Below are 22298 nucleotides of genomic sequence, written 5' to 3' on the forward strand. Positions count from 1 at the left end.
GGGTACGCTCGTCGCGATATGAGCACCGAGAACCTCCCCCAGAGCCCCGACTCGCCGTCGCGCAAGCCGCGTGTGGCCGTCGTGTTCGGCGGGCGCAGCTCCGAGCACGGGATCTCCGTGGTCACCGCCGGCGCCGTCCTCAAGGCCATCGACCGGACCAGGTACGACGTCCTGCCGATCGGCATCACCCAGGACGGCCGGTGGGCGCTCACCGCCGACGAACCGGAACGCATGGCGATCGCCGAGCGCCGCACGCCCAGCGTCGACCAGCTGGCCGAGTCCACGGAGGGCGCGGTGGTGCTCCCCGTCGACCCCGCGGACCGCGAAGTCGTGTACAGCGAGCCGGGATCGGTGCCCAAGGCACTCGGTGAGGTCGACGTGGTCTTCCCGGTGCTCCACGGCCCCTACGGGGAGGACGGCACCCTCCAGGGCATGCTCGAACTCGCCGGCATCCCTTACGTGGGCTCCGGTGTGCTGTCCTCGGCCGTCGGCCAGGACAAGGAGTACATGAAGCGGGTGTTCACCTCCTTCGGGCTCAAGGTCGGCCCGTACCTGGTGATCCGGCCGCGCGAGTGGGCGCGGGACGAGGCCGCCGCCCGCAAGCGGATCGTCGACTTCGCCGGTGAGCACGGCTGGCCGCTGTTCGTGAAGCCTGCCCGGGCCGGCTCGTCCATCGGCATCACCAAGGTCGACGACCTCTCCGGTCTGGACGACGCCGTCGCCGAGGCGCAGCGCCACGACCCGAAGATCCTCGTCGAGGCGGCGCTGCGCGGACGCGAGATCGAGTGCGGCGTGCTGGAGTTCGAGGACGGTCCGCGCGCCTCGCTGCCCGCCGAGATCCCCCCGCCGGACGCGCACGCGTACTACGACTTCGAGGCGAAGTACATCGACTCCACGCCCGGCGTCGTGCCGGCGCCGCTGACCGACGAGGAGACGGCCGAGGTGCGCCGGCTCGCGGTCGAGGCGTTCGACGGGGCCTCCTGCGAGGGTCTGGTCCGCGCGGACTTCTTCCTCACCGAGGACGGCGAGTTCGTGATCAACGAGATCAACACCATGCCCGGCTTCACGCCCATCTCGATGTACCCGCAGATGTGGCAGGCGACCGGCGTGAGCTACCAGGAACTCGTCGACCTGCTGATCCAGGCGGCGCTGCGCCGGTCCACCGGACTGCGCTGAGCCGGGTTCCGCGCGCGTGTCAGGAGGCGATCCCCTCGGGGATCGCCTTCTTCACGGCCGGGGCCAGGTCGATCAGCACACCCGTGCTGTCCCGCCCGTCGGACACCCTGACCTCGACATACGCCTCACGGTTGGCGGTGGTGAAGCGGTGGACGCCGTCGTCCTGCTTCTCCATCAGCCAGTCGACGCCGTTGACGCCGCCGGGCACCGCGTCGGCGTCCTGGCCGTTGGCCACCTTGGGATCGGTCATCTTCGGCGGCCGCTCGACACCGCACCGCAGTATGATCGCCACGCCGCCCCAGCCCGCGGTCAGTTCGGACGCGGGCTCGGGGTCGTCGCGGCTCTCACCGTCCACCGTCGCCGGCAGGACCTCGTCCAGGTTCTGACACAGCTCGGTGACCTTCGTGTCCGGGCTGGGAACCGCCGCGGACACGTTGTCGTCTGCTGAGGAGCAGCCCGCGACGGTGATCAGCACCGCGAGTGCGGAGCAAACGGCGTGCCGGTGGCGGAAGGAGTTCACCGGCACAGGGTAGACGGGGGCTACAGATGCACCACCGGGCAGGTCAGGGTGCGGGTGATGCCGTCCACCTGCTGGACCTTGGCGACGACCATGCGTCCCAGGTCGTCCACGGTGTCGGCCTGGGCGCGCACGATGACGTCGTAGGGACCCGTCACGTCCTCGGCCTGGACGACTCCAGGGATCTTGCCGATCAGATCGGCGACGGTCGACGCCTTGCCGACCTCCGTCTGGATCAGGATGTACGCCTGTACCACGGAACCTCCAGGGCGGCCACGAGGATCATGTGGGGAAAAGGAACGCCACGGTATCGCGTCGCCGCACGTCGCGGGGAGACCTGCGAGAACCGGCGCCCCCGCGCCGGGGTACAGGCACGAGAGAAATTGACGGTCGGTTCGACCGTAGCGAGGACTCGGACGACCCGCGACCGGGCACGGACAGGGATAGAAGGGGCGTAAGGGAAATGAAGGGCACTGTTGGTGAGCTCGGGGAGTTCGGGCTCATCAGGGAGCTCACCTCCCGTCTCACCACCACCCCGGCGGTCCGGGTCGGCCCCGGCGACGACGCCGCCGTGGTCTCCGCGCCCGACCGGCGGGTCGTGGCCAGCACCGACGTCCTGGTGGAGGGGCGCCACTTCCGCCGCGACTGGTCCACGGCCTACGACGTCGGCCGCAAGGCCGCCGCCCAGAACCTCGCCGACATCGCCGCCATGGGCGCCGTGCCGACCGCGCTGCTGCTCGGCCTGGTCGTGCCCGCCGAACTGCCGGTGACCTGGCCCAGCGAACTCATGGACGGGCTGCGCGACGAGTGCCAGGTGGCCGGCGCGGCGGTCGTCGGCGGGGACGTCGTCCGCGGCGACACCATCACGGTGTCCATCACCGCGCTCGGCGACCTGCGCAACCAGGAGCCCGTCACGCGGGGCGGGGCGCAGCCCGGCGACATCGTCGCGGTGACCGGCTGGCTCGGCTGGTCCGCGGCCGGGCACGCGGTGCTCTCCCGCGGCTTCCGCTCCCCGCGCGCCTTCGTCGAGGCGCACCGGCGCCCCGAGCCGCCGTACCACGCGGGTCCGGCGGCCGCCGGACTGGGCGCGACCGCCATGTGCGACGTCAGCGACGGACTGATCGCCGACCTCGGGCACATCGCCGAGGCCAGCAAGGTCCGCATCGACGTCCGCTCCGGCGCGATCGACATCCCCTCGCAGATGCACGACATCGGGCAGGCCGTCGGCGTCGACCCCATGCAGTGGGTGCTGACCGGGGGCGAGGACCACGCGATCGTGGCCACCTTCCCGCCGGACGTGAAGCTCCCCGCCCGCTGGAAGGTCATCGGGGAGGTGCTCAACCCCTCCGCGCTGCCGCAGGTGACGGTGGACGGGGCGCCCTGGACCAGCCAGGGCGGCTGGGACCACTTCGGGGACATCGAGTCATGAGCGCGCCGCCCCGGGTCCTCACGGTGGCCGGCTCCGACTCCGGCGGGGGAGCGGGCATCCAGGCCGACCTGAAGACGATGCTGGCGCTCGGTGTGCACGGGATGAGCGTGCTCACCGCGGTGACCGCGCAGAACTCCCTCGGCGTGCAGGGCGCCTGGGAACTGCCAGTGGAGGCGGTACGGGCCCAGTACCGCAGCGTGGTCGACGACATCGGCGTGCAGGCGGTCAAGACCGGCATGCTGGCGTCGGCGGAACTCGTCGAGACCGTCGCCGACCTGCTCGCCGGCACGGACGCGCCGACGGTCGTGGACCCGGTGGGCGTCTCCAAGCACGGCGATCCGCTGCTGGCGGTGTCGGCGCTGGACTCCGTCCGCACGAAGCTGCTGCCGGTGGCGACCGTGGCCACCCCGAACCTGGACGAGGTCGCGCAACTCACCGGCCTGCGGGTGGCCTCCGAGCAGGACATGCGGCGGGCCGCCGCGGCCGTGCTGGAGTTCGGCCCGCGCTGGGTGGTGATCAAGGGCGGCCACCTCGCCGCCGCCGGTTCGGATGAGGCCGTCGACCTCCTCACGGACGGCGCGGAGGAGCACTGGCTGCGCGCCTCCCGCCACGACAACCGCCACACCCACGGCACCGGCTGCACCCTGGCCTCCGCCATCGCCTCGTACCTCGCCCGGGGCCATACGGTCCCGGAGGCGGTCGCGGCGGCGAAGACGTACGTCACCGGAGCGCTGGCCTCGGGCTTCGCCCTGGGCGCGGGGATCGGCCCGGTGGACCACGGCTGGGCGTGGCGCGGAGAGGGCGCGCGGTAGTCACCGAGACCGGGCGAGGGGTGCGCGTGGCCGTCCCCTGGCCGGGGACAGCAAAAAGCCGGTCCACCCTGAGGTGGACCGGCCCGTTGCGGCGATACCGGCTGTGGCCGCGCGCTCAGCGAATGCGTCAGCGCGAGACCTTGCCGGCCTTGATGCACGAGGTGCAGGCGTTCACGCGCTTCGGCGTCCCGCCGACCACGGTACGCACACGCTGGATGTTCGGGTTCCAGCGGCGGGACGTACGGCGGTGCGAGTGCGAGATGTTGTTGCCGAAGCCCGGCCCCTTGCCGCAGACGTCGCAGTTGGCAGCCACGGGTCACTCCAAAGACTTCAGATGCACTTACGGTTGATCCCGGCAGGCCGGGATCCAGATCCAGAACTCGGAGAGCGGGTGGATCTGAGTGGCGTTGCCAGGGGGATACGCCCGATCGGATCGGGCAACCGGAGCAGCATACAACGGCTGCACCCGTAGGACGAAACTAGCACGGCGGCTCACGGGCCCGCCCGCGGCCCTCTTCCGGCAGGCGGGGGCACACCGTCTACGCTGCGTGCCACGTCCAGCAGCTCGAGGAGGCGCAGGTGCCGCAGGTGCCGCAGACGTTCGATGCTCTCGCGGTGCGTGCCTGGTGCGGCCTCGCGCTCGACGCGCTCGGACGGGCCCGCGAGGAGATCGACGCGATCAACGTCTATCCCGTGGCGGACGGGGACACCGGCACCAATCTCTATCTGACGCTGGAGTCGGCGGCCACGGCCGTGGAGGCGGTGTTCGCCGGTCACGAGGCGGGCGGCGGCGGGAATCCCGGCCCCACCCTGGCCGACGCGGTCCGCGCGATGGCGCACGGCGCGCTGATCGGGGCGCGCGGGAACTCCGGGACGATCCTCGCCCAGCTGCTGCGCGGCATGGCCCAGGTGCTGGCCGGTGACGACGCCCCCGCCCACGCCGACGGCCGGGGCCTCGGGCTCGCCCTGCGGCACGCGGCCGACTCCGCCCGGCAGGCGGTGGCGCACCCCGTCGAGGGCACGGTCCTCACCGTCGCCTCGGCCGCCGCCGACGCGGCCGGAGGCGCCGACGGCGACTGCGGCGCGGTGGCCCGCGCCGCCTACGAGGGCGCCCGTGAGGCGCTCGCCGAGACCCCGGACCGGCTGGAGGTCCTGCGCCGGGCGGGCGTGGTCGACGCGGGCGGACGCGGCCTGGTGACCGTCCTGGCGGCGCTGGTGGAGACGCTCACGGGGGAGACGCCCCGGGGCGCCGCGGCACACGGGCCCGGTCCGCACGCGCGCACCGGGGCGTCGCACACGATCGAGGCTCCCTGCGCGGACGACGCCGCCGCACCATGGCCCGGAGGCCCCGCCTTCGAGGTGATCTACCTGCTGGAGGCCGAGGACGCGGCCGTCGCCCGGCTGCGGGAGCGGCTCGACGCCCTCGGCGACTCCCTCGTGGTGGTCGGCGGTGACGGCCTGTGGAACGTCCATGTGCACGTCGACGACGCCGGCGCCGCCGTGGAGGCGGGCGTCGAGGCGGGACGGCCGTACCGCATCCGGATCACCCACTTCGGCGCCGGGGACGCGCACGCCGCGGGGCCCGAGCGGACGCCCGCCGAGCGCGTCCAGCGGGCCGTGGTGGCCGTGGTGCCCGGCGAGGGCCTGGCGGGTCTGTACGCGGAGGCCGGCGCCACGGCCGTACTCGCCCGGCCCGGGGAGCCGCCCGCGAGCGGCGAGCTCGTGCAGGCCGTACGGCGCGCCCACGCGCGCGAGGTGGTGCTGCTGCCCAACGACGCCGAGCTGCGCCACACCGCCGCCGCGGCCGCCGAGCAGGTGCGGGCGGAGGGCGTCAGGGTGGCGCTCATCCCCACCCGGTCCGCGGTGCAGGGCATCGCGGCCCTCGCGGTGCACGAGCCGGAGCGCCGCTTCGACGAGGACGTGGTGGCGATGACCTCCGCCGCCGGCGCGACCCGTTACGCCGAGGTCACCGTCGCCGAGCGGCAGTCCTGGACCATGGCCGGCATCTGCCAGGCCGGCGACATCCTCGGCCTGGTCGACGGCGACGTCGCGGTGATCGGCCAGGACCTCACCGACACCGCCCTGGCCGTCCTGGACCGCATGCTCGCGGCCGGCGGGGAACTGGTCACCCTGGTTGTCGGCGACGGCGCCCCGGAGTCCGTCGCCGAACGCCTGGAGGCCCGGGTCCGCGAGGGCTACCTGGCCGTCGACACCGTCGTCCACCACGGCGGCCGGCAGGGCTCCGTCCTCCTCATCGGCGTCGAGTGACCCGGCCGGCGCCGCCCGGCGCGGACCGGGGAGGCGGCCCGCCGTCCCCGCTCTGTCAGTGGAGTGGTGTCCAATGGATCCCGTGCCCGCACTGGACGAACCACTGAAGAAGGTGCTCGGCCCCGCCACCGCGAAGGTGATGGCCGAGCACCTCGGCCTGCACACCGTCGGCGATCTGCTGCACCACTACCCGCGCCGGTACGAGGAGCGCGGCCAGCTCACCCACCTCGCCGACCTGCCGATGGACGAGCACGTGACCGTGGTCGCGCAGGTCGCCGACGCCCGGCTGCACACCTTCGCCTCCAGCCGCGCCCCGCGCGGCAAGGGCCAGCGCCTGGAGGTGACGATCACCGACGGCAGCGGCCGGCTGCAGCTGGTCTTCTTCGGCGCCGGTGTCCACAAGCCGCACAAGGAACTCCTGCCGGGCACCCGCGCGATGTTCGCCGGCAAGGTCTCCGTCTTCAACCGCCGCCTCCAACTCGCCCACCCCGCCTATGAGTTGCTGCGCGGGGACGCCGAGGAGACCGTCGAGACCTGGGCGGGCGCGCTCATCCCGATCTACCCGGCCACCGCCAAGCTGGAGTCCTGGAAGATCGGCAAGGCGCTGCAGACCGTGCTGCCCAGCGCCCAGGAGGCCGCCGACCCGCTGCCCGAGGCGCTGCGCGAGGGCCGCGGCCTGGTCACGCTGCCCGAGGCGCTGCTGAAGATTCACCGCCCGCACACCAAGGCGGACATCGAGGAGGCCCGCGCCCGCCTCAAGTGGGACGAGGCGTTCGTCCTCCAGGTCGCCCTCGCCCGCCGCCGGCACGCCGACGCGCAGCTCCCGGCCGTGCCCCGCCGCCCGCGGACCGACGGCATCCTCGCCGCCTTCGACGGCCGTCTCCCCTTCACCCTCACCGAGGGCCAGCGCAAGGTCTCCGAGGAGATCTTCGCCGACCTCGCCACCGACCACCCCATGCACCGCCTGCTCCAGGGCGAGGTCGGCTCCGGCAAGACCATGGTCGCCCTGCGCGCCATGCTCGCCGTCGTCGACGCGGGCGGCCAGGCGGCGATGCTCGCGCCCACCGAGGTCCTCGCCCAGCAGCACCACCGTTCGGTCACCGAGATGATGGGGGATCTGGCCCAGGGAGGCATGCTCGGCGGTGCGGACGACGCCACCAAGGTGGTGCTGCTCACCGGCTCCATGGGCGCCGCCGCCCGCCGCCAGGCCCTGCTCGACCTGGCCACCGGCGAGGCCGGCATCGTCATCGGCACGCACGCGCTGATCGAGGACAAGGTGCAGTTCCACGACCTCGGCCTGGTCGTCGTGGACGAGCAGCACCGCTTCGGCGTCGAGCAGCGCGACGCCCTGCGCGGCAAGGGAAAGCAGCCGCCGCACCTGCTCGTCATGACGGCCACGCCCATTCCGCGCACGGTCGCCATGACCGTCTTCGGCGACCTGGAGACCTCCGTCCTGGACCAGCTCCCGGCCGGCCGCTCGCCCATCGCCAGCCATGTCGTCCCGGCCGCCGACAAACCGCATTTCCTCGCCCGCGCCTGGGAGCGCGTGCGCGAGGAGGTGGAGAAGGGCCACCAGGCGTACGTGGTCTGCCCGCGCATCGGCGACGAGGAGGACGGGGCCAAGGCGAAGAAGAAGTCCCCCGAGGACGAGGCCGAGAAGCGGCCCCCGCTCGCCGTGCTGGACACCGCCGAGCAGCTCGCGCGGGGCCCGCTGGCCGGACTGCGCGTGGACGTCCTGCACGGCAGGATGCCGCCCGACGACAAGGACGCCGTGATGCGCCGGTTCGCGGCCGGAGAGGTGGACGTCTTGGTGGCGACCACCGTCATCGAGGTCGGCGTCAACGTCCCGAACGCCACCGCGATGGTGATCATGGACGCCGACCGCTTCGGCGTCTCCCAGCTGCACCAGCTGCGCGGCCGCGTCGGCCGCGGCTCGGCGCCCGGACTGTGCCTGCTGGTCACCGAGATGCCCGAGGCCAGTCCCGCCCGCCAGCGGCTCAACGCCGTCGCGTCCACCCTCGACGGCTTCGAGCTCTCCCGCATCGACCTCGAACAGCGCCGTGAGGGCGACGTGCTGGGCCAGGCCCAGTCCGGCACCCGGTCCAGTCTGCGCATGCTCGCCGTCATCGACGACGAGGAGGTCATCGCCGAGGCGCGCGAGGAGGCCGCCCGGATCGTCGCCTCCGACCCGGACCTGGAGCGCCTGCCCGCCCTGCGCACCGCGCTGGACGCCCTGCTGGACGAGGAGCGTGAGCAGTACCTGGAGAAGGGCTGACAGACTGGGGACCCCCGCACGAACCGACCCGCACCCACCGACAAGGACCGAGGACATGACCCGCGTGATCGCCGGCGCGGCCGGCGGACGCCGCCTGGCCGTCCCGCCGGGGCAGGGCACCCGCCCCACCTCCGACCGGGCGCGCGAAGGACTCTTCTCCACCTGGCAGTCGCTGCTCGGCGGCCCCCTCGACGGCGAATGCGTCCTCGACCTGTACGCCGGCTCCGGCGCCGTCGGCCTGGAGGCCCTGTCCCGCGGCGCCGGACACGTCCTGCTCGTCGAGGCCGACGCCCGCGCGGTGCGCACCGTCCGGGAGAACGTGAAGTCGCTCGGACTCCCCGGCGCCGAGGTGAGATCCGGCAAAGCGGAACAGATCGTCCGCACCGCGCCCCCCGAGCAGCCGTACGACATCGTCTTCCTCGACCCGCCCTACGCCGTCTCCGACGGCGATCTTCGGGAGATTCTGCTCACACTCCGCACCGAGGGGTGGCTCGCCGACGACGCCCTCGTCACCGTGGAGCGCAGCACCAGAGGCGGAGAATTCGCCTGGCCGCCGGGTTTCGAGGCGATCCGGGCCCGTCGCTACGGCGAGGGAACGTTTTGGTACGGTCGCGCCGCCTCTACGTGCGAAGACGCACGATGACCGGACCGGAGAGCGAGGAATCACCAGTGCGCCGCGCCGTATGCCCCGGGTCCTTCGACCCGATCACCAACGGACACCTCGACATCATCGCCCGGGCCTCCCGGCTGTACGACGAGGTCTACGTCGCGGTGATGATCAACAAGTCCAAGAAGGGCCTGTTCGAGATCGAGGAGCGGATCGACCTGATCCGCACCGTCACCGCCGAGTACGGCAACGTCCGGGTCGAGGCCTTCCACGGCCTGCTCGTCGACTTCTGCAAGCAGCGTGACATCCCCGCCATCGTCAAGGGCCTGCGCGCGGTCAGCGACTTCGACTACGAGCTCCAGATGGCCCAGATGAACAACGGCCTCTCGGGCGTGGAGACCCTCTTCGTCCCCACCAACCCCACCTACAGCTTCCTGTCCTCCTCGCTCGTCAAGGAGGTCGCGGCCTGGGGCGGCGACGTCTCCCACCTGGTGCCCGCCGAGGTCCTGACGGCGCTCACCGAACGCCTGCGCAAGGACTGAACGCGCCCCCGCGCCACGGACGGAGGGGGCATCCGGTGTCCCCCGGACGCCCCATGGCCGTACAGTCGTCCCGTCCGTCTCCAACACAGCTGTAGAGAGTGGCGAGCACACGGTGGACGTGCAGAAGAAGCTGGACGAGATCGTCGCCGCGGTCTCCAGTGCCCGGTCGATGCCCATGTCGGCGTCGTGCGTGGTCAACCGCGCCGAACTGCTCGCCATGCTCGACGAGGTGCGCGCGGCGCTGCCCGACTCCCTCGCCCAGGCCGAGGAGTTGATCGGCGGCCGGGAGCAGATGGTCGAACAGGCCCGCCAGGAGGCCGAACGGATCATCTCCGAGGCGCACGCCCAGCGCGGTTCACTGGTCGCCGAGACCGAGATCGCCCGCCGTTCCCAGGCCGAGGCGGACCGTATCCTCGCCGAGGCCCGCCAGGAGGCCGAGGAGATCCGCGCCGAGGCCGACGACTACGTCGACTCCAAGCTCGCCAACTTCGAGGTCGTCCTCACCAAGACCCTCGGCTCCGTCGGCCGCGGCCGCGAGAAGCTGCTCGGCACGGGCCCCGGCCTGGACGAGCAGGGTTACGAGGACGAGGACGCCCCCGAGCGCAGCCACGACCCGGAGACCCTGCGCCGCAACGCGGACGCCTACGTCGACGTCAAGCTCGGCGCCTTCGAGGCGGTGCTCGCCAAGACGCTGGAGGCGGTCGGCCGCGGCCGGCAGAAGCTGCACGGCCGGATCGCCACCGACGACCTGGGCGCGCTGGCCGACGACACCAGCACCGTCCAGCACTCCAGCGACGCCGACTACCTCGCCGACCTGGCCTCCCTCGCCGAGCAGGACGCCCGGGGCCGCAGGACCGAGCCGCAGCAGCCGCCGCAGCCCCAGCAGCCCCCGCAGCCGCAGACACAGCCGTACGCCCAGCCGGAGCCCGCGTACGGCTACGACGCCCAGCAGGCCGACCCCTACGGCGGCTACCAGCAGCAGTACGGCGGCGCCCAGGACCCGTACGCCCAGTCCGGCGGCTACGCCCAGGCCGACCCGTACGCGGCCTACCAGGGCTACGACACCTCCCAGCAGGCGTACGACCCCGGCCAGACCGCCCGGCACGCGCCGCAGCAGCCCCAGCAGGGGTACGCGCTGGACGAGACGAGCCTGTTCGACACCAGCATGATCACGCCCGAACAGCTCGAGGCGTACCAGCGCGAGCGGGGCCTGTAAGGGGCGGATTGGGCCGAGAGCGAAAGGTCCAGTATCCTGGCTCTTCGGTCGCGCGTATGACCGCGATCCACGCTGCCCGGGAACGCACCGTACGGCAGCGACACCCTCCGAGCTCGAAGATCGAAAGCAGGAATGGCTCTGAACGCCCGCCTCGACCACCGCAACCCCCTCGTGTTCGACACGCACGAGCTGGGGCGGCGGCCCGGTGCGCTGCAGCGCCTGACCCGTACGGTCGACGCTCCCCAGGACCTCGGTCTCACGGGAGTCGTCGGAGTGCCGGAAGGCGCCCCGGTGGAGCTCGAACTCCGGCTCGAGTCGGTCATGGAAGGTGTGCTCGTCACAGGCACCGCCCGTGCCAGGGCCGAGGGGGAGTGCGTAAGGTGTCTGGAGCCGCTCGAGCTGGAGCTCGAAGCGGACTTCCAGGAGATGTTCTCGTACCCTGACGCCGACGACCGGGGCCGCGTGATCGCGGAACCGGGCGACGACGCCGAGGACGACGAGGACCGGCTCCTCCTCGAGGACGGCCTGTTCGACCTCGAGCCGGTGCTGCGCGACGCGGTGGTGCTCGCACTGCCGATGCAGCCGGTGTGCCAGGAAGACTGCCCGGGTCTGTGCTCCGAGTGCGGAGTGCGGCTGGCGGACGACCCGGACCACCATCACGACGCCGTCGACATCCGTTGGGCGGCATTGCAGGGACTCGCCGGCACCATGAAGGACGGCGAGAAGGACGAGATGAGCGGCGCCGAAGCCGGCGTCGACGAGAAGCAGGAGAAGTAGCCGTGGCTGTTCCGAAGCGGAAGATGTCGCGCAGCAACACGCGCCACCGCCGGTCGCAGTGGAAGGCTGCGGTCCCCACCCTGGTTGCGTGCGAGCGCTGCCACGAGCCCAAGCAGCAGCACATCGCGTGCCCGTCTTGCGGCACTTACAACAAGCGCCAGGTCCTCGAGGTCTGAGCGGCTGGTGAGAGGCACTGTGTCCACGCCGAAGAAAAACTCTGCGGACAACCAGGCCTCGTCCCCCACGCTTCTGGAAGGGCGGCTCGGCTACCAGGTCGAGTCCGCCCTTCTGGTGCGTGCGCTGACCCATCGTTCCTACGCGTACGAGAACGGCGGTCTGCCGACGAACGAGCGGCTGGAGTTCCTCGGGGACTCCGTGCTCGGCCTCGTCGTCACCGACACGCTGTACCGCACCCACCCCGACCTGCCCGAAGGCCAGCTGGCCAAGCTGCGGGCCGCGGTGGTCAACTCGCGTGCGCTGGCGGAGGTGGGCCGCGGGCTCGACCTCGGCTCCTTCATCCGGCTCGGCCGCGGTGAAGAGGGAACGGGCGGCCGGGACAAGGCGTCCATCCTCGCCGACACCCTCGAAGCGGTGATCGGCGCGGTCTATCTCGACCAGGGCCTGGAATCGGCGGCGGAGCTGGTGCACCGTCTGTTCGACCCGCTGATCGAAAAGTCCTCGAACCTGGGAGCCGGCCTGGACTGGAAGACCAGTCTCCAGGAGCTCACCGCGATCGAGGGGCTCGGCGTTCCCGAGTACCTGGTCACGGAGACCGGCCCCGATCACGAGAAGACCTTCACTGCTGCCGCCCGCGTCGGAGGCGTCTCGTACGGCACCGGCACCGGCCGCAGCAAGAAGGAGGCGGAGCAGCAGGCCGCCGAGTCCGCGTGGCGGGCCATCAAGGCCGCGGCGGACGAGCGGGCCAAGGCGGCTCAGGAGGCCGAACAGGTCGTCCAGGCCGCCGAGGCCGAGGCCTCCGGCAAGAGCGCCGGGGCCCCGTCGGCATCCGCCTGACGTAGCACGCACGGCCCGAGCGCCCGTCCCCGCACCGGGGCGGGCGCTCGGTGCTCGATCCACCGGTCCTGGGAGGGGACACCATGCCCGAGCTGCCCGAGGTCGAGGTCGTACGGCGCGGACTCGAGCGGTGGGTCGCCCACCGGACCGTCGCTGACGCCGAGGTCCTGCACCCGCGCGCGGTGCGCCGTCACCTCGCCGGCGCCGACGACTTCGCGCACCGGCTGAAGGGGCACCGCATCGGCGTCCCGCGCCGCCGTGGCAAGTACCTGTGGCTGCCGCTGGAGGACACGGACCAGTCGATCCTGGCCCACCTCGGCATGAGCGGCCAGCTGCTGATGCAGCCGCACGCCGCGCCGGACGAGAAGCACCTGCGCATCCGCGTCCGCTTCACCGAGCCGCAGTCACCGGACGAGGGACCGGCGGGCGACACCGAGCTGCGCTTCGTCGACCAGCGCACCTTCGGCGGTCTGTCGCTGCACGACAACACCCCCGAGGGCCTGCCCGACGTCATCGCGCACATCGCCCGCGACCCGCTCGACCCGCTGTTCGACGACGAGGCCTTCCACCAGGCGCTGCGCCGCAAGCGGACCACCATCAAGCGGGCGCTGCTCGACCAGTCGCTGATCAGCGGCGTCGGCAACATCTACGCGGACGAGGCGCTGTGGCGCGCCCGCATCCACTACGAGCGCCCGACGGCCGGCTTCACACGGCCCCGCACCCTGCAGCTGCTGGGGCACGTCCGGGACGTCATGAACGCCGCCCTCGCCGCGGGCGGCACCAGCTTCGACAGCCTCTACGTCAACGTCAACGGCGAGTCCGGCTACTTCGACCGCTCCCTGGACGCGTACGGCCGCGAGGGCCTGCCCTGCCGCCGCTGCGGGACGCCGATACGCCGACGGGCGTGGATGAACCGCTCCAGCTACTTCTGCCCGCGCTGTCAGCGGGCGCCGCGCGCCGCGTCGTAGCGCTCCCGGGCCTCGAGGACGGTGTCCATGCGGTCCTCCAGGAGACGGATGAGGGCCAGCAGGTGCTCGGCGACCTCACGGCCCAGCGGGGTGAGTTCGTAGTCCACGCGGGGAGGGTTGGTCAGCTGCGCCTCGCGGTGCACGAGCCCGTCGCGCTCCAGCGCGTGCAGGGTCTGCGACAGCATTTTCTCGCTGACGCCGTCGACCCGCCGGCGCAGCTCGTTGAACCGCAGCGACCCCTCGTACAGCGCCCCCAGCGTCAGCGCCCCCCAGCGCCCGGTCACGTGTTCCAGCGTGACTCGGGACGGGCAGGACTTGGCGAACACGTTGAACGGGAGGTCCCGGTCCTCCGGGGCCGACTGCGTGGTCGTCATGGACTCAGCGTACTTCAGAGCAGCGCTTGCTGAGAGGCGGCGCTTACTCCTGGTAAGTGGGTAAGTGAGAGGGCTGCTGATCCGATGTGAGCCCGGCGACCGGGCTCACAAGGTGAGGGTGGCGCTGCCGGCCGGCGCCCAGGCCCACGGCGGCGGCTCAGTACCCGAAGTTCTGCGTCCACCAAGGCCCGCCCGGGCCCAGGTGGACGCCTACGCCCAGGGTCTTGAAGTCGCAGTTCAGGATGTTCGCCTTGTGGCCGGGGCTGTCCATCCAGGCCTGCATGACGGACTCGGCGTCGGCCTGGCCGCGGGCTATGTTCTCGCCGCCGAGGTTGCTTATGCCCGCCGCCTGGGCGCGGTCCCACGGGGTGTCGCCGTCGGGGTCGGTGTGGTCGAAGAAACCGCGGTCGGCCATGTCGTCGCTGAACGCCGTGGCCAGCCCGGTCAGGGCGCTGTCCGCGGTGACCGGGCTGCAGCCCACCTTCGCGCGCTCGGCGTTGACCAGCCGCAGCACCTCCGCGGCGGCGGTTGCCTCGGCCGAGGTCTGGCGCTTGCCCTGACTCTGGTCGCCCGCCTTCCGTTCGGTGTCGGGCGTCGTCCTGCGGTCCTGCGCCCGCTCCTCGGTCTTCTCCGGGGCGGCCGCGGACTCCGTCTTCTCGGGGGTCTTCTCCGCCTCGGGCGCCTTCGTCGGCGCGGTCGGGGCGGACGGCGAAGCCGACGGCGCCGGGGAGGCGGCGCGTCCGCCGTCGCGGCTCGCGGGGGTGGACGCGTCGCGGCCCGGCGCCTCGGCGGAGCCGGACGTGCCGCCCTGCTCCGTCGGCAGGTTGGTCGTCACACCGGCGCCGGCCTGCACGTTGTCACTGGGGCCGCGGTCGCCGCCGAGCTTGTAGTTCTCCAGGCCGGGCACCGCGCCGGTGGCCACCGCGACCGTGCCGAGGGCCACGGCGGCGGACACGCCGAGCAGCCCGGTGCGGACCGGCGTCGCGGCCTTCTTCTTCTTGCGGCGCCGTCCGTTCGCGGGCCGGTCGTCCGCGCCGACCGACGAGGTCACGGTGGTACGGGCGGTACGGACGGGGCGGGGCCGGGGCGTCACGTCCCACTCTGGGAGCGGGTCACCGGCGAAGGAGTGGCCCGTGAAGTCGTACTCGGCGGTGCGCGGGCCCGGGACGGCGGGGGCGGCGACGGTGTCCGTGGTGTGGACGGACGCGGTGTAGGCGTACGCGGCCGGGGCGGGGCCGGCGTCCGGGTGGCCGCCCGTGGGGAAGCCGGCGCCGCCGGAGGGGACCGCGGTGCCGTCCGTCGCGTACAGGTACGCCTCGCTGCGGGCGTACGTCTCCGCGTAGGCCTCCGGGTTCAGATACGGCGCGGTGCCCATCGTGGGCGGGCCGTCGGCCCCGGCGCCTCGCGGGTCCAGGCCTTCACCGTAGGAGCCGTCGTGGTGGGTGACCCCGGCGGCGCGGCTCGTGGCGGCGCGGCCGGCGTCGGAGCGTCGGTGGCGTCCCATGTTTGGCCTTCCTCGTCCTGGTGGTCGGCCGCGTCTCGCGACCTGCCCGTAACTCGACGATCACGAAACTCACACCAACGAGTGAGTTTCATATGAGATTTATGGGTGGGGACGCTACCGCATGGCGCACGGGGGCGGAGTGCCCGGTGTGACTTTGTGCGGTTAGGTTGCAGGCATGAGCGAGGATGTGCGACTGGTCGCCTGGGTCCGCGGACACGTCCAGGGCGTGGGCTTCCGCTGGTTCACCCGGGCCAAGGCCCTGGAGACCGGCGGCCTGCGGGGCTTCGCCCTGAATCTCGGCGACGGCAGGGTGCAGGTGGTCGCCGAGGGTCCCCGCGACCGCTGCGAGCGGCTGCTGGAGTGGCTGCAGACCGGCGACACGCCCGGGCACGTGGACGGAGTGACCGAGATCTGGGACACACCCCGTGGCGGCTACGACGGCTTCGCGATCCGCTGACGGCGCCCGCCGGGCCGCCGCGCCCAGGCCCGCGCGGCCCTCGCCGTGAACGGTCCGGACGCAAAAAAGTCCTGGTGATCGAAGCAAACGGCTTGCCGACGGCGGCTGGGCCCGCCAAGATGATCGCCACGCCCCGAGGACCCGCGAGGAACGCGACGCCGCCGCCGTCCGGCCGTATGCGCCCGGTTGTCCCCCAATACGGGGCGTGATCGTGTTGACCCTCAAACTTTTTGGTGAGACGCTGAAAGCCCCGCGCACCTTAGCTGTTTGGCATGGCTGAACGGCAGCACAACTCCAGGCCTGCCAAGCACCGCGGGTGCGAATCCCTCACGACCCACACCGCATCGGTCGGTCACTCATTGTGGAGGACCATCCATCATGGCAAAGGCGCTTCTCGGTTACGTCGGCGGCTCCGACCCTCGACTCCTCGCCGAGATGCGACGGCTCCAGCAGCGCGTCCAGGACCTGGAATCCGAGCTCACGCGGATCCAGGCCGAGAAGGACGCCCTGAAGGCTGCCGCTTCTCACGACAGGATCATGGAGAGCGTTGACGCACACCAGGCGGAGCCTGCGCTCACCTGATCACTGCACGCTCCACGAACAGCACCGCAGTGGTCGGGCTTGCCCGTCAATCACCGCCAGGCAGTCAGAATTGCAAGGGACGCTCCGGCGTCCCTTCTTTCTTCACCCCTCCGCGTCCCGAACCGCTGAGCCTGCCGTCTCCCGCGGGGAACCCCGCGACCCCCGCGCGGCGCACTCTCTGTCCCGCGCACCTGTTCACGTTCTCAACGACTGGCATGCCCTGCGCGTTCACCCGCGAAACCGCGCGCTCATGGAGTGAGACATGCCCGCCGGGTAGAGTCCGACGGCGTGCACCTCAAGGCCCTGACCCTCCGCGGCTTCAAGTCGTTCGCCTCCGCGACCACCCTGCGGTTCGAACCGGGGATCACCTGCGTCGTCGGCCCGAACGGCTCGGGCAAGTCCAACGTGGTGGATGCCCTCAGCTGGGTCATGGGCGAGCAGGGCGCCAAGTCGCTGCGCGGCGGCAAGATGGAGGACGTCATCTTCGCCGGCACCACCGGCCGCCCGCCCCTGGGCCGCGCCGAGGTGTCCCTGACCATCGACAACTCCGACGGGGCCCTCCCCATCGAGTACTCCGAGGTCACCATCACGCGGATCATGTTCCGCAACGGCGGCAGCGAGTACCAGATCAACGGCGACACCTGCCGTCTCCTGGACATCCAGGAACTGCTCTCCGACTCCGGCATCGGCCGCGAGATGCACGTCATCGTCGGCCAGGGCCAGCTCGACTCCGTCCTGCACGCCGACCCCATGGGCCGCCGCGCCTTCATCGAGGAGGCGGCCGGCGTCCTCAAACACCGCAAGCGCAAGGAGAAGGCGCTGCGCAAGCTGGACGCGATGCAGGCCAACCTCGCACGCGTCCAGGATCTCACCGACGAGCTCCGCCGCCAGCTCAAGCCGCTCGGCCGCCAGGCCGCCGTCGCCCGCCGGGCCGCCGTCATCCAGGCCGACCTGCGCGACGCCCGCCTGCGCCTCCTCGCCGACGACCTCGTCACGCTGCGCCAGGCGCTCCAGGCCGAGATCGCCGACGAGGCCGCCCTCAAACAGCGCAAGGAGGCCGCCGAGGCCGAGCTGAAGAAGGCCCTCCAGCGCGAGGGCCTCCTGGAGGACGAGGTACGCCGCCTCACCCCGCGGCTCCAGAACGCCCAGCAGACCTGGTACGAGCTCTCCCAGCTCGCCGAACGGGTGCGCGGCACCATCTCGCTCGCCGACGCGCGCGTGAAGAGCGCCACCTCCGCACCCCCCGAGGAGCGGCGCGGCCGGGACCCCGAGGACATGGAGCGCGAGGCCGCCCGCATCCGGGAGCAGGAGGCCGAACTGGAGGCCGCCCTCGAAGCGGCCGAACGCGCGCTGGAGGACACCGTCGCCCACCGCGCCGAACTGGAGCGCGAACTGGCCCAGGAGGAACGGCGGCTCAAGGACGTCGCCCGCGCCATCGCCGACCGGCGCGAGGGGCTCGCCCGGCTCAAGGGACAGGTGGGCGCCGCCCGCTCCCGCGCAGCCGCCGCCCAGGCCGAGATCGAACGCCTCGCCGCCGCCCGCGACGAGGCGCGGCAGCGCGCCGTGGCCGCCCAGGAGGAGTACGAGGCCCTCCGGACGGAGGTCGACGGCCTCGACGCGGGCGACGCGGAGCTCGCCGAGCGGCACGAGGAAGCCAAGCGCGGGCTCGCCGAGGCAGAGACCGTCCTCACCGCCGCCCGCGAGGCCGTCACCGCCGTGGAGAGGAAACGCGCCGCGACCCAGGCACGCCACGAGACCCTGGCGCTCGGCCTGCGCCGCAAGGACGGCACCGGCGCGCTGCTCGGCGCGAGGGACAGCCTCACCGGGCTGCTCGGCCCGGCCGCGGAACTGCTGACGGTGACGCCCGGCTACGAGGTACCGCTCGCGGCCGCCTTCGGCGCGGCGGCGGACGCCCTCGCGGTCTCCTCCCCGGCCGCGGCGGCCGACGCCATCCGTCTCCTCCGCAAACTGGACGCCGGCCGAGCCGCCCTCCTGGTGACAGGCCCGTCCGACGCCGCAGGCGAGACACCCTCCAGGGGTGCGGGGAACAGCGCGCCCAGCCACGACGCCCCCGCACCCGCCGCTCCCTCCGGAACCCCCCTCCCCGAAGCACTCACACCCCTTCCCGCGGAGCGCCTCGTCCGCGGCCCCGACGACCTCATGCCGGCCGTGCGACGGCTCCTGCACGGCATCGTCGTCGTCGGCACCCTCGAGGACGCCGAGGAACTCGTCCACGCCCGGCCCGGCCTCACCGCCGTCACCGCCGAGGGCGACCTGCTCGGCGCCCACTTCGCGCACGGCGGCTCGGCCGGCGCGCCCAGCCTGCTGGAGGTACAGGCGTCCGTCGACGAGGCCGCCGCCGAGCTGGAGGAGCTCGCGGTGCGCTGCGAGGAGCTGGCCGAGGCGCAGGAGGCGGCGGCCGCCCGGCGCCGGGAGAGCGCGGCCCTCGTCGAGGAGCTGGGGGAGCGGCGCCGGGCCGCCGACCGGGAGAAGTCCGCCGTCGCCCAGCAGCTCGGCCGGCTCGCCGGACAGGCGCGTGGCGCCGCCGGCGAGGCCGAGCGCGCCGGGGCCGCCGCCGAACGCGCACAGGAGGCCCTCGACAGGGCGCTCGCCGAGGTGGAGGAGCTCGCCGAGCGGCTGGAGACGGCCGAGGAGATGCCGTTCGAGGAGGAGCCCGACACCTCCGTGCGCGACCGGCTCGCCGCCGACGGGGCCAACGCCCGCCAGACCGAGATGGAGGCCCGGCTTCAGGTCCGTACGCACGAGGAGCGGGTCAAGGGGCTGGCCGGACGGGCCGACTCCCTGGACCGGGCCGCCCGCGCCGAACGCGAGGCACGCGCGCGTGCCGAACAGCGCCGCGCCCGGCTGCGCCACGAGGCGGAGGTCGCCGCCGCCGTCGCCGCGGGCGCCCGCCAGCTCCTCGCGCACGTCGAGGTGTCCCTGGCCCGCGCCGCCGACGAGCGCACCGCCGCCGAGGCCGCCAAGGCCCGCCGCGAGGAGGATCTCGCCCGCGCCCGCGCCGAAGGACGCGATCTCAAGGCGGAACTCGACAAGTTGACGGATTCGGTCCACCGCGGCGAGGTACTCGGCGCCGAGAAACGGCTGCGGATGGAGCAGCTGGAGGCGAAGGCGCTGGAGGAACTGGGTGTCGAACCGGCCGGGCTGGTGGCGGAGTACGGGCCGCACCAGCCGGTGCCGCCCTCGCCCCCCGCCGAGGGCGAGCAGCTCCCGGAGGACCCGGAGCATCCGCGCAACCAGCCCCGTCCCTTCGTGCGGGCCGAGCAGGAGAAGCGACTGAAGGCCGCCGAGCGCGCCTACCAGCAGCTCGGCAAGGTCAACCCGCTCGCCCTGGAGGAGTTCGCGGCGCTGGAGGAACGCCATCAGTTCCTCAGCGAGCAGCTGGAGGACCTGAAGAAGACCCGCGCGGACCTGCTCCAGGTCGTCAAGGAGGTCGACGAACGCGTCGAGCAGGTCTTCACCGAGGCCTACCGGGACACGGCCCGGGAGTTCGAGGGCGTTTTCTCCAGGCTGTTCCCGGGCGGGGAGGGGCGCCTGGTGCTGACCGACCCCGACAACATGCTCACCACGGGCGTGGACGTCGAGGCGCGTCCGCCGGGCAAGAAGGTCAAGCGGCTGTCGCTGCTGTCGGGCGGCGAGCGGTCGCTGACCGCGGTGGCGCTGCTCGTGTCGATCTTCAAGGCGCGGCCCAGCCCGTTCTACGTGATGGACGAGGTGGAGGCCGCGCTCGACGACACCAACCTCCAGCGGCTGATCCGGATCATGCAGGAGCTGCAGGAGGCCTCGCAGCTGATCGTGATCACGCACCAGAAGCGCACCATGGAGGTCGCCGACGCGCTCTACGGCGTCTCCATGCAGGGCGACGGCGTGTCCAAGGTCATCAGCCAGCGTCTGCGCTGAAGCGGCCCGAACTCTTCAAGATGTGAACCCTTTGTGGTCCTTCCTGGGCTCCTGCGTCTCATAACTCACAGCCCAGTCCCTATTGACTTCAAAAGTTGAAGACATAGTCTCTGCACTGTTGTTTTTACCTTCAGGTGCCTACGGCAGAAACCTTGAAGGGCTGACCCCCACCCGGCGATGTTGCCGGTGGCCCGAGGAGTACACGTGACCAGCACCGCGCAGGCACAAGCGTCAGGAGCCCGGACGGCTCACCCCGAACATCTCGGGCATGTCATCTTCATCACCGCTGCCGCCGCCATGGGCGGCTTCCTCTTCGGCTACGACAGCTCCGTGATCAACGGCGCCGTCGAGGCGATCCGCGACCGCTACGACGTCGGCTCCGCCGCACTCGCCCAGGTCATCGCCATCGCGCTGATCGGCTGTGCCATCGGCGCCGCCACCGCCGGCCGGATAGCCGACCGCATCGGACGCATCCGCTGCATGCAGATCGCCGCGGTCCTCTTCACGGTCAGCGCCGTCGGCTCCGCGCTGCCCTTCGCGCTGTGGGACCTCGCCTTCTGGCGGGTCGTCGGCGGCTTCGCCATCGGCATGGCCTCCGTCATCGGCCCGGCCTACATCGCCGAGGTCGCCCCGCCCGCCTACCGCGGCCGGCTCGGCTCCTTCCAGCAGGCCGCGATCGTCATCGGCATCGCCGTCTCCCAGCTCGTCAACTGGGGCATCCTGAACGCCGCCGACGGCGACCAGCGCGGTGAGCTGATGGGCCTGGAGGCCTGGCAGGTCATGCTCGGCGTCATGGTGATCCCCGCCGTCCTCTACGGCCTGCTCTCCTTCGCCATTCCCGAGTCGCCCCGCTACCTGATCTCCGTCGGCAAGCACGAGCGCGCCCGCCAGATCCTCTCCGAGGTCGAGGGCGACGGGACCGACCTCGACGCCCGCGTCACCGAGATCGAGACCGGCATGCGCCGCGAGGAGAAGTCCAGCTTCAAGGACCTGCTCGGCGGCAGCTTCTTCTTCAAGCCGATCGTCTGGGTCGGTATCGGCCTGTCGGTGTTCCAGCAGTTCGTCGGCATCAACGTCGCGTTCTACTACTCGGCCACGCTGTGGCAGTCGGTCGGCGTCGACCCGGCGGACTCGTTCTTCTACTCGTTCACCACGTCGATCATCAACATCGTCGGCACCGTCATCGCGATGATCTTCGTCGACCGTGTCGGCCGCCGGCCGCTGGCCATCATCGGCTCCGTCGGCATGGTGATCGGTCTCGCGCTGGAGGCCTGGGCGTTCTCCTCGAACCTCGTCGACGGCCAGCTGCCCGCCACGCAGGGCTGGGTGGCCCTGATCGCGGCCCACGTCTTCGTCCTCTTCTTCGCCCTCTCGTGGGGCGTGGTCGTGTGGGTCATGCTCGGCGAGATGTTCCCGAACCGGATCCGGGCGGCGGCGCTCGGTGTGGCCGCGGCGGCGCAGTGGATCGCCAACTGGGCGATCACCGCGAGCTTCCCGTCGCTGGCGGACTGGAACCTGTCCGTCACATACGTGATCTACACGGTGTTCGCGGCGCTGTCGATCCCGTTCGTGCTGAAGTTCGTGAAGGAGACGAAGGGCAAGCGGCTGGAGGAGATGGGCTGACGCCCCTCCTCCCCAAAGACCCGAGGGGCGGGGTCACCTCCCCGCTGCCCTGCCCCTCGTGTGTGCCACCCCCCACCCGCCCCGGTTCGGTCTCGTCCGAGCCGGGGCGGCGGCGTTCGTGGGCTCGTGCGGGCGGGTGAGGGAGGGGCGCGCGGTTCCCCGCGCCCCTCGGGGCGTCTCAAGTGGGGCGCGTCGGGGGCAGGGGCCTCGGGGGCAGCATGGCTGATACTGGACGGGTT

The 22298-nt window shown here is 72.2% G+C and carries 21 protein-coding genes; 16 read left to right on the plus strand and 5 right to left on the minus strand.

Annotated elements, in window-relative coordinates; translation table 11 throughout:
- Window positions 1-18 precede the first annotated feature (18 nt).
- A complete protein-coding gene (locus ACP7TJ_RS23735) occupies window positions 19-1176 on the plus strand; it encodes a D-alanine--D-alanine ligase family protein (RefSeq protein ID WP_427765185.1) in 1158 nt (385 codons plus the stop codon).
- A 19-nt stretch (window positions 1177-1195) separates the two neighbouring features.
- On the opposite strand, the gene ACP7TJ_RS23740 is transcribed toward ACP7TJ_RS23735, so the two are convergent.
- Together ACP7TJ_RS23740 and ACP7TJ_RS23745 are read right to left on the minus strand one after the other, a co-directional pair.
- Entirely contained in the window at window positions 1196-1696 is a 501-nt protein-coding gene (locus ACP7TJ_RS23740) for a DUF3515 domain-containing protein (RefSeq protein ID WP_167740790.1), read from the minus strand.
- Window positions 1697-1716: 20 nt separating this feature from the next.
- A complete protein-coding gene (locus tag ACP7TJ_RS23745) occupies window positions 1717-1950 on the minus strand; it encodes an Lrp/AsnC family transcriptional regulator (RefSeq protein WP_004983019.1) in 234 nt (77 codons plus the stop codon).
- A 206-nt stretch (window positions 1951-2156) separates the two neighbouring features.
- On the opposite strand from ACP7TJ_RS23745, the gene ACP7TJ_RS23750 reads away from it, so the two are divergent.
- Both ACP7TJ_RS23750 and thiD read left to right on the plus strand, forming a co-directional pair.
- Window positions 2157-3122 carry a thiamine-phosphate kinase gene (locus tag ACP7TJ_RS23750; RefSeq protein WP_093763935.1) on the plus strand — a complete coding sequence of 322 codons (966 nt, stop codon included), beginning with the start codon at window positions 2157-2159 and terminating at the stop codon, window positions 3120-3122.
- Entirely contained in the window at window positions 3119-3934 is an 816-nt protein-coding gene (gene thiD / locus ACP7TJ_RS23755) for a bifunctional hydroxymethylpyrimidine kinase/phosphomethylpyrimidine kinase (RefSeq protein WP_427765190.1), read from the plus strand. The genes ACP7TJ_RS23750 and thiD overlap by 4 nt, the downstream gene beginning before the upstream one ends.
- Before the next feature lie 127 nt (window positions 3935-4061).
- Here the strand turns inward: thiD and rpmB are convergent, their stop codons facing one another.
- Window positions 4062-4247, minus strand: coding sequence for a 50S ribosomal protein L28 (gene rpmB, locus ACP7TJ_RS23760; RefSeq protein ID WP_003993230.1), 186 nt, complete (start codon window positions 4245-4247; stop codon window positions 4062-4064).
- Between the two features lie 266 nt (window positions 4248-4513).
- Here rpmB and ACP7TJ_RS23765 point away from each other — a divergent pair, with 266 nt between their 5' ends.
- The 9 genes from ACP7TJ_RS23765 (at window position 4514) to mutM (ending at window position 13601) form a co-directional block, all read left to right on the plus strand.
- Window positions 4514-6202, plus strand: a complete 1689-nt coding sequence (locus tag ACP7TJ_RS23765) for a DAK2 domain-containing protein (RefSeq protein ID WP_427765194.1) — start codon at window positions 4514-4516, stop codon at window positions 6200-6202.
- Between the two features lie 73 nt (window positions 6203-6275).
- A complete protein-coding gene (gene recG, locus ACP7TJ_RS23770) occupies window positions 6276-8477 on the plus strand; it encodes an ATP-dependent DNA helicase RecG (RefSeq protein ID WP_167740787.1) in 2202 nt (733 codons plus the stop codon).
- Window positions 8478-8532: 55 nt separating this feature from the next.
- Complete coding sequence (gene rsmD, locus ACP7TJ_RS23775; RefSeq protein ID WP_427765198.1) at window positions 8533-9120, plus strand: 16S rRNA (guanine(966)-N(2))-methyltransferase RsmD; 588 nt, start codon at window positions 8533-8535, stop codon at window positions 9118-9120.
- A gap of 26 nt (window positions 9121-9146) precedes the next feature.
- Entirely contained in the window at window positions 9147-9626 is a 480-nt protein-coding gene (gene coaD / locus ACP7TJ_RS23780; protein ID WP_006130469.1) for a pantetheine-phosphate adenylyltransferase, read from the plus strand.
- 112 nt (window positions 9627-9738) lie between these two features.
- Complete coding sequence (locus tag ACP7TJ_RS23785; RefSeq protein WP_427765202.1) at window positions 9739-10842, plus strand: ATP synthase F0 subunit B; 1104 nt, start codon at window positions 9739-9741, stop codon at window positions 10840-10842.
- A 132-nt stretch (window positions 10843-10974) separates the two neighbouring features.
- Window positions 10975-11619, plus strand: a complete 645-nt coding sequence (locus tag ACP7TJ_RS23790; RefSeq protein WP_093763941.1) for a YceD family protein — start codon at window positions 10975-10977, stop codon at window positions 11617-11619.
- Window positions 11620-11621: 2 nt separating this feature from the next.
- Window positions 11622-11795 carry a 50S ribosomal protein L32 gene (rpmF, locus tag ACP7TJ_RS23795; RefSeq protein ID WP_003951102.1) on the plus strand — a complete coding sequence of 58 codons (174 nt, stop codon included), beginning with the start codon at window positions 11622-11624 and terminating at the stop codon, window positions 11793-11795.
- A gap of 19 nt (window positions 11796-11814) precedes the next feature.
- Entirely contained in the window at window positions 11815-12633 is an 819-nt protein-coding gene (rnc, locus tag ACP7TJ_RS23800; protein WP_093763942.1) for a ribonuclease III, read from the plus strand.
- 83 nt (window positions 12634-12716) lie between these two features.
- The gene (mutM, locus tag ACP7TJ_RS23805; protein WP_370165011.1) at window positions 12717-13601 is read left to right on the plus strand and encodes a bifunctional DNA-formamidopyrimidine glycosylase/DNA-(apurinic or apyrimidinic site) lyase; all 885 of its coding nucleotides are present in this window, start codon (window positions 12717-12719) and stop codon (window positions 13599-13601) included.
- On the opposite strand, the gene ACP7TJ_RS23810 is transcribed toward mutM, so the two are convergent.
- A complete protein-coding gene (locus ACP7TJ_RS23810) occupies window positions 13574-13975 on the minus strand; it encodes a winged helix-turn-helix transcriptional regulator (RefSeq protein WP_093763944.1) in 402 nt (133 codons plus the stop codon). The two genes, mutM and ACP7TJ_RS23810, sit on opposite strands and share 28 nt — an antisense overlap.
- Window positions 13976-14132: 157 nt before the next feature.
- The gene (locus tag ACP7TJ_RS23815) at window positions 14133-15479 is read right to left on the minus strand and encodes a CAP domain-containing protein (RefSeq protein ID WP_427765209.1); all 1347 of its coding nucleotides are present in this window, start codon (window positions 15477-15479) and stop codon (window positions 14133-14135) included.
- Between the two features lie 175 nt (window positions 15480-15654).
- Here ACP7TJ_RS23815 and ACP7TJ_RS23820 point away from each other — a divergent pair, with 175 nt between their 5' ends.
- From ACP7TJ_RS23820 to ACP7TJ_RS23835, 4 genes are all read left to right on the plus strand, one after another.
- Window positions 15655-15936: an acylphosphatase gene (locus tag ACP7TJ_RS23820; RefSeq protein WP_093763947.1), complete on the plus strand. Its 282-nt coding sequence runs from the start codon at window positions 15655-15657 to the stop codon at window positions 15934-15936.
- A gap of 378 nt (window positions 15937-16314) precedes the next feature.
- Window positions 16315-16518 (plus strand): hypothetical protein, encoded by a 204-nt coding sequence (locus tag ACP7TJ_RS23825; protein ID WP_093763948.1) that lies wholly within the window; start codon window positions 16315-16317, stop codon window positions 16516-16518.
- Between the two features lie 288 nt (window positions 16519-16806).
- Window positions 16807-20436, plus strand: coding sequence for a chromosome segregation protein SMC (smc, locus tag ACP7TJ_RS23830; RefSeq protein ID WP_427765213.1), 3630 nt, complete (start codon window positions 16807-16809; stop codon window positions 20434-20436).
- A gap of 204 nt (window positions 20437-20640) precedes the next feature.
- Window positions 20641-22059, plus strand: a complete 1419-nt coding sequence (locus ACP7TJ_RS23835) for a sugar porter family MFS transporter (RefSeq protein WP_093763950.1) — start codon at window positions 20641-20643, stop codon at window positions 22057-22059.
- The last annotated feature ends 239 nt before the right edge of the window (window positions 22060-22298 follow it).

This window comes from Streptomyces sp. DSM 41931 (assembly GCF_050271085.1).
GTDB classification, from domain to species: domain Bacteria; phylum Actinomycetota; class Actinomycetes; order Streptomycetales; family Streptomycetaceae; genus Streptomyces; species Streptomyces albogriseolus.

What these genes read in the sequence shown, in the direction of transcription:
- ACP7TJ_RS23750 (WP_093763935.1), top strand. Translation starts at nt 2,157, where the DNA reads ATGAAGGGCACTGTTGGTGAGCTCGGGGAGTTCGGGCTCATCAGGGAG.
- ACP7TJ_RS23820 (WP_093763947.1), top strand. Translation starts at nt 15,655, where the DNA reads ATGAGCGAGGATGTGCGACTGGTCGCCTGGGTCCGCGGACACGTCCAG.
- ACP7TJ_RS23810 (WP_093763944.1), bottom strand. Translation starts at nt 13,975, where the DNA reads ATGACGACCACGCAGTCGGCCCCGGAGGACCGGGACCTCCCGTTCAAC.
- recG (WP_167740787.1), top strand. Translation starts at nt 6,276, where the DNA reads ATGGATCCCGTGCCCGCACTGGACGAACCACTGAAGAAGGTGCTCGGC.
- ACP7TJ_RS23815 (WP_427765209.1), bottom strand. Translation starts at nt 15,479, where the DNA reads ATGGGACGCCACCGACGCTCCGACGCCGGCCGCGCCGCCACGAGCCGC.
- rsmD (WP_427765198.1), top strand. Translation starts at nt 8,533, where the DNA reads ATGACCCGCGTGATCGCCGGCGCGGCCGGCGGACGCCGCCTGGCCGTC.
- mutM (WP_370165011.1), top strand. Translation starts at nt 12,717, where the DNA reads ATGCCCGAGCTGCCCGAGGTCGAGGTCGTACGGCGCGGACTCGAGCGG.
- ACP7TJ_RS23825 (WP_093763948.1), top strand. Translation starts at nt 16,315, where the DNA reads ATGGCAAAGGCGCTTCTCGGTTACGTCGGCGGCTCCGACCCTCGACTC.
- thiD (WP_427765190.1), top strand. Translation starts at nt 3,119, where the DNA reads ATGAGCGCGCCGCCCCGGGTCCTCACGGTGGCCGGCTCCGACTCCGGC.
- ACP7TJ_RS23790 (WP_093763941.1), top strand. Translation starts at nt 10,975, where the DNA reads ATGGCTCTGAACGCCCGCCTCGACCACCGCAACCCCCTCGTGTTCGAC.
- ACP7TJ_RS23735 (WP_427765185.1), top strand. Translation starts at nt 19, where the DNA reads ATGAGCACCGAGAACCTCCCCCAGAGCCCCGACTCGCCGTCGCGCAAG.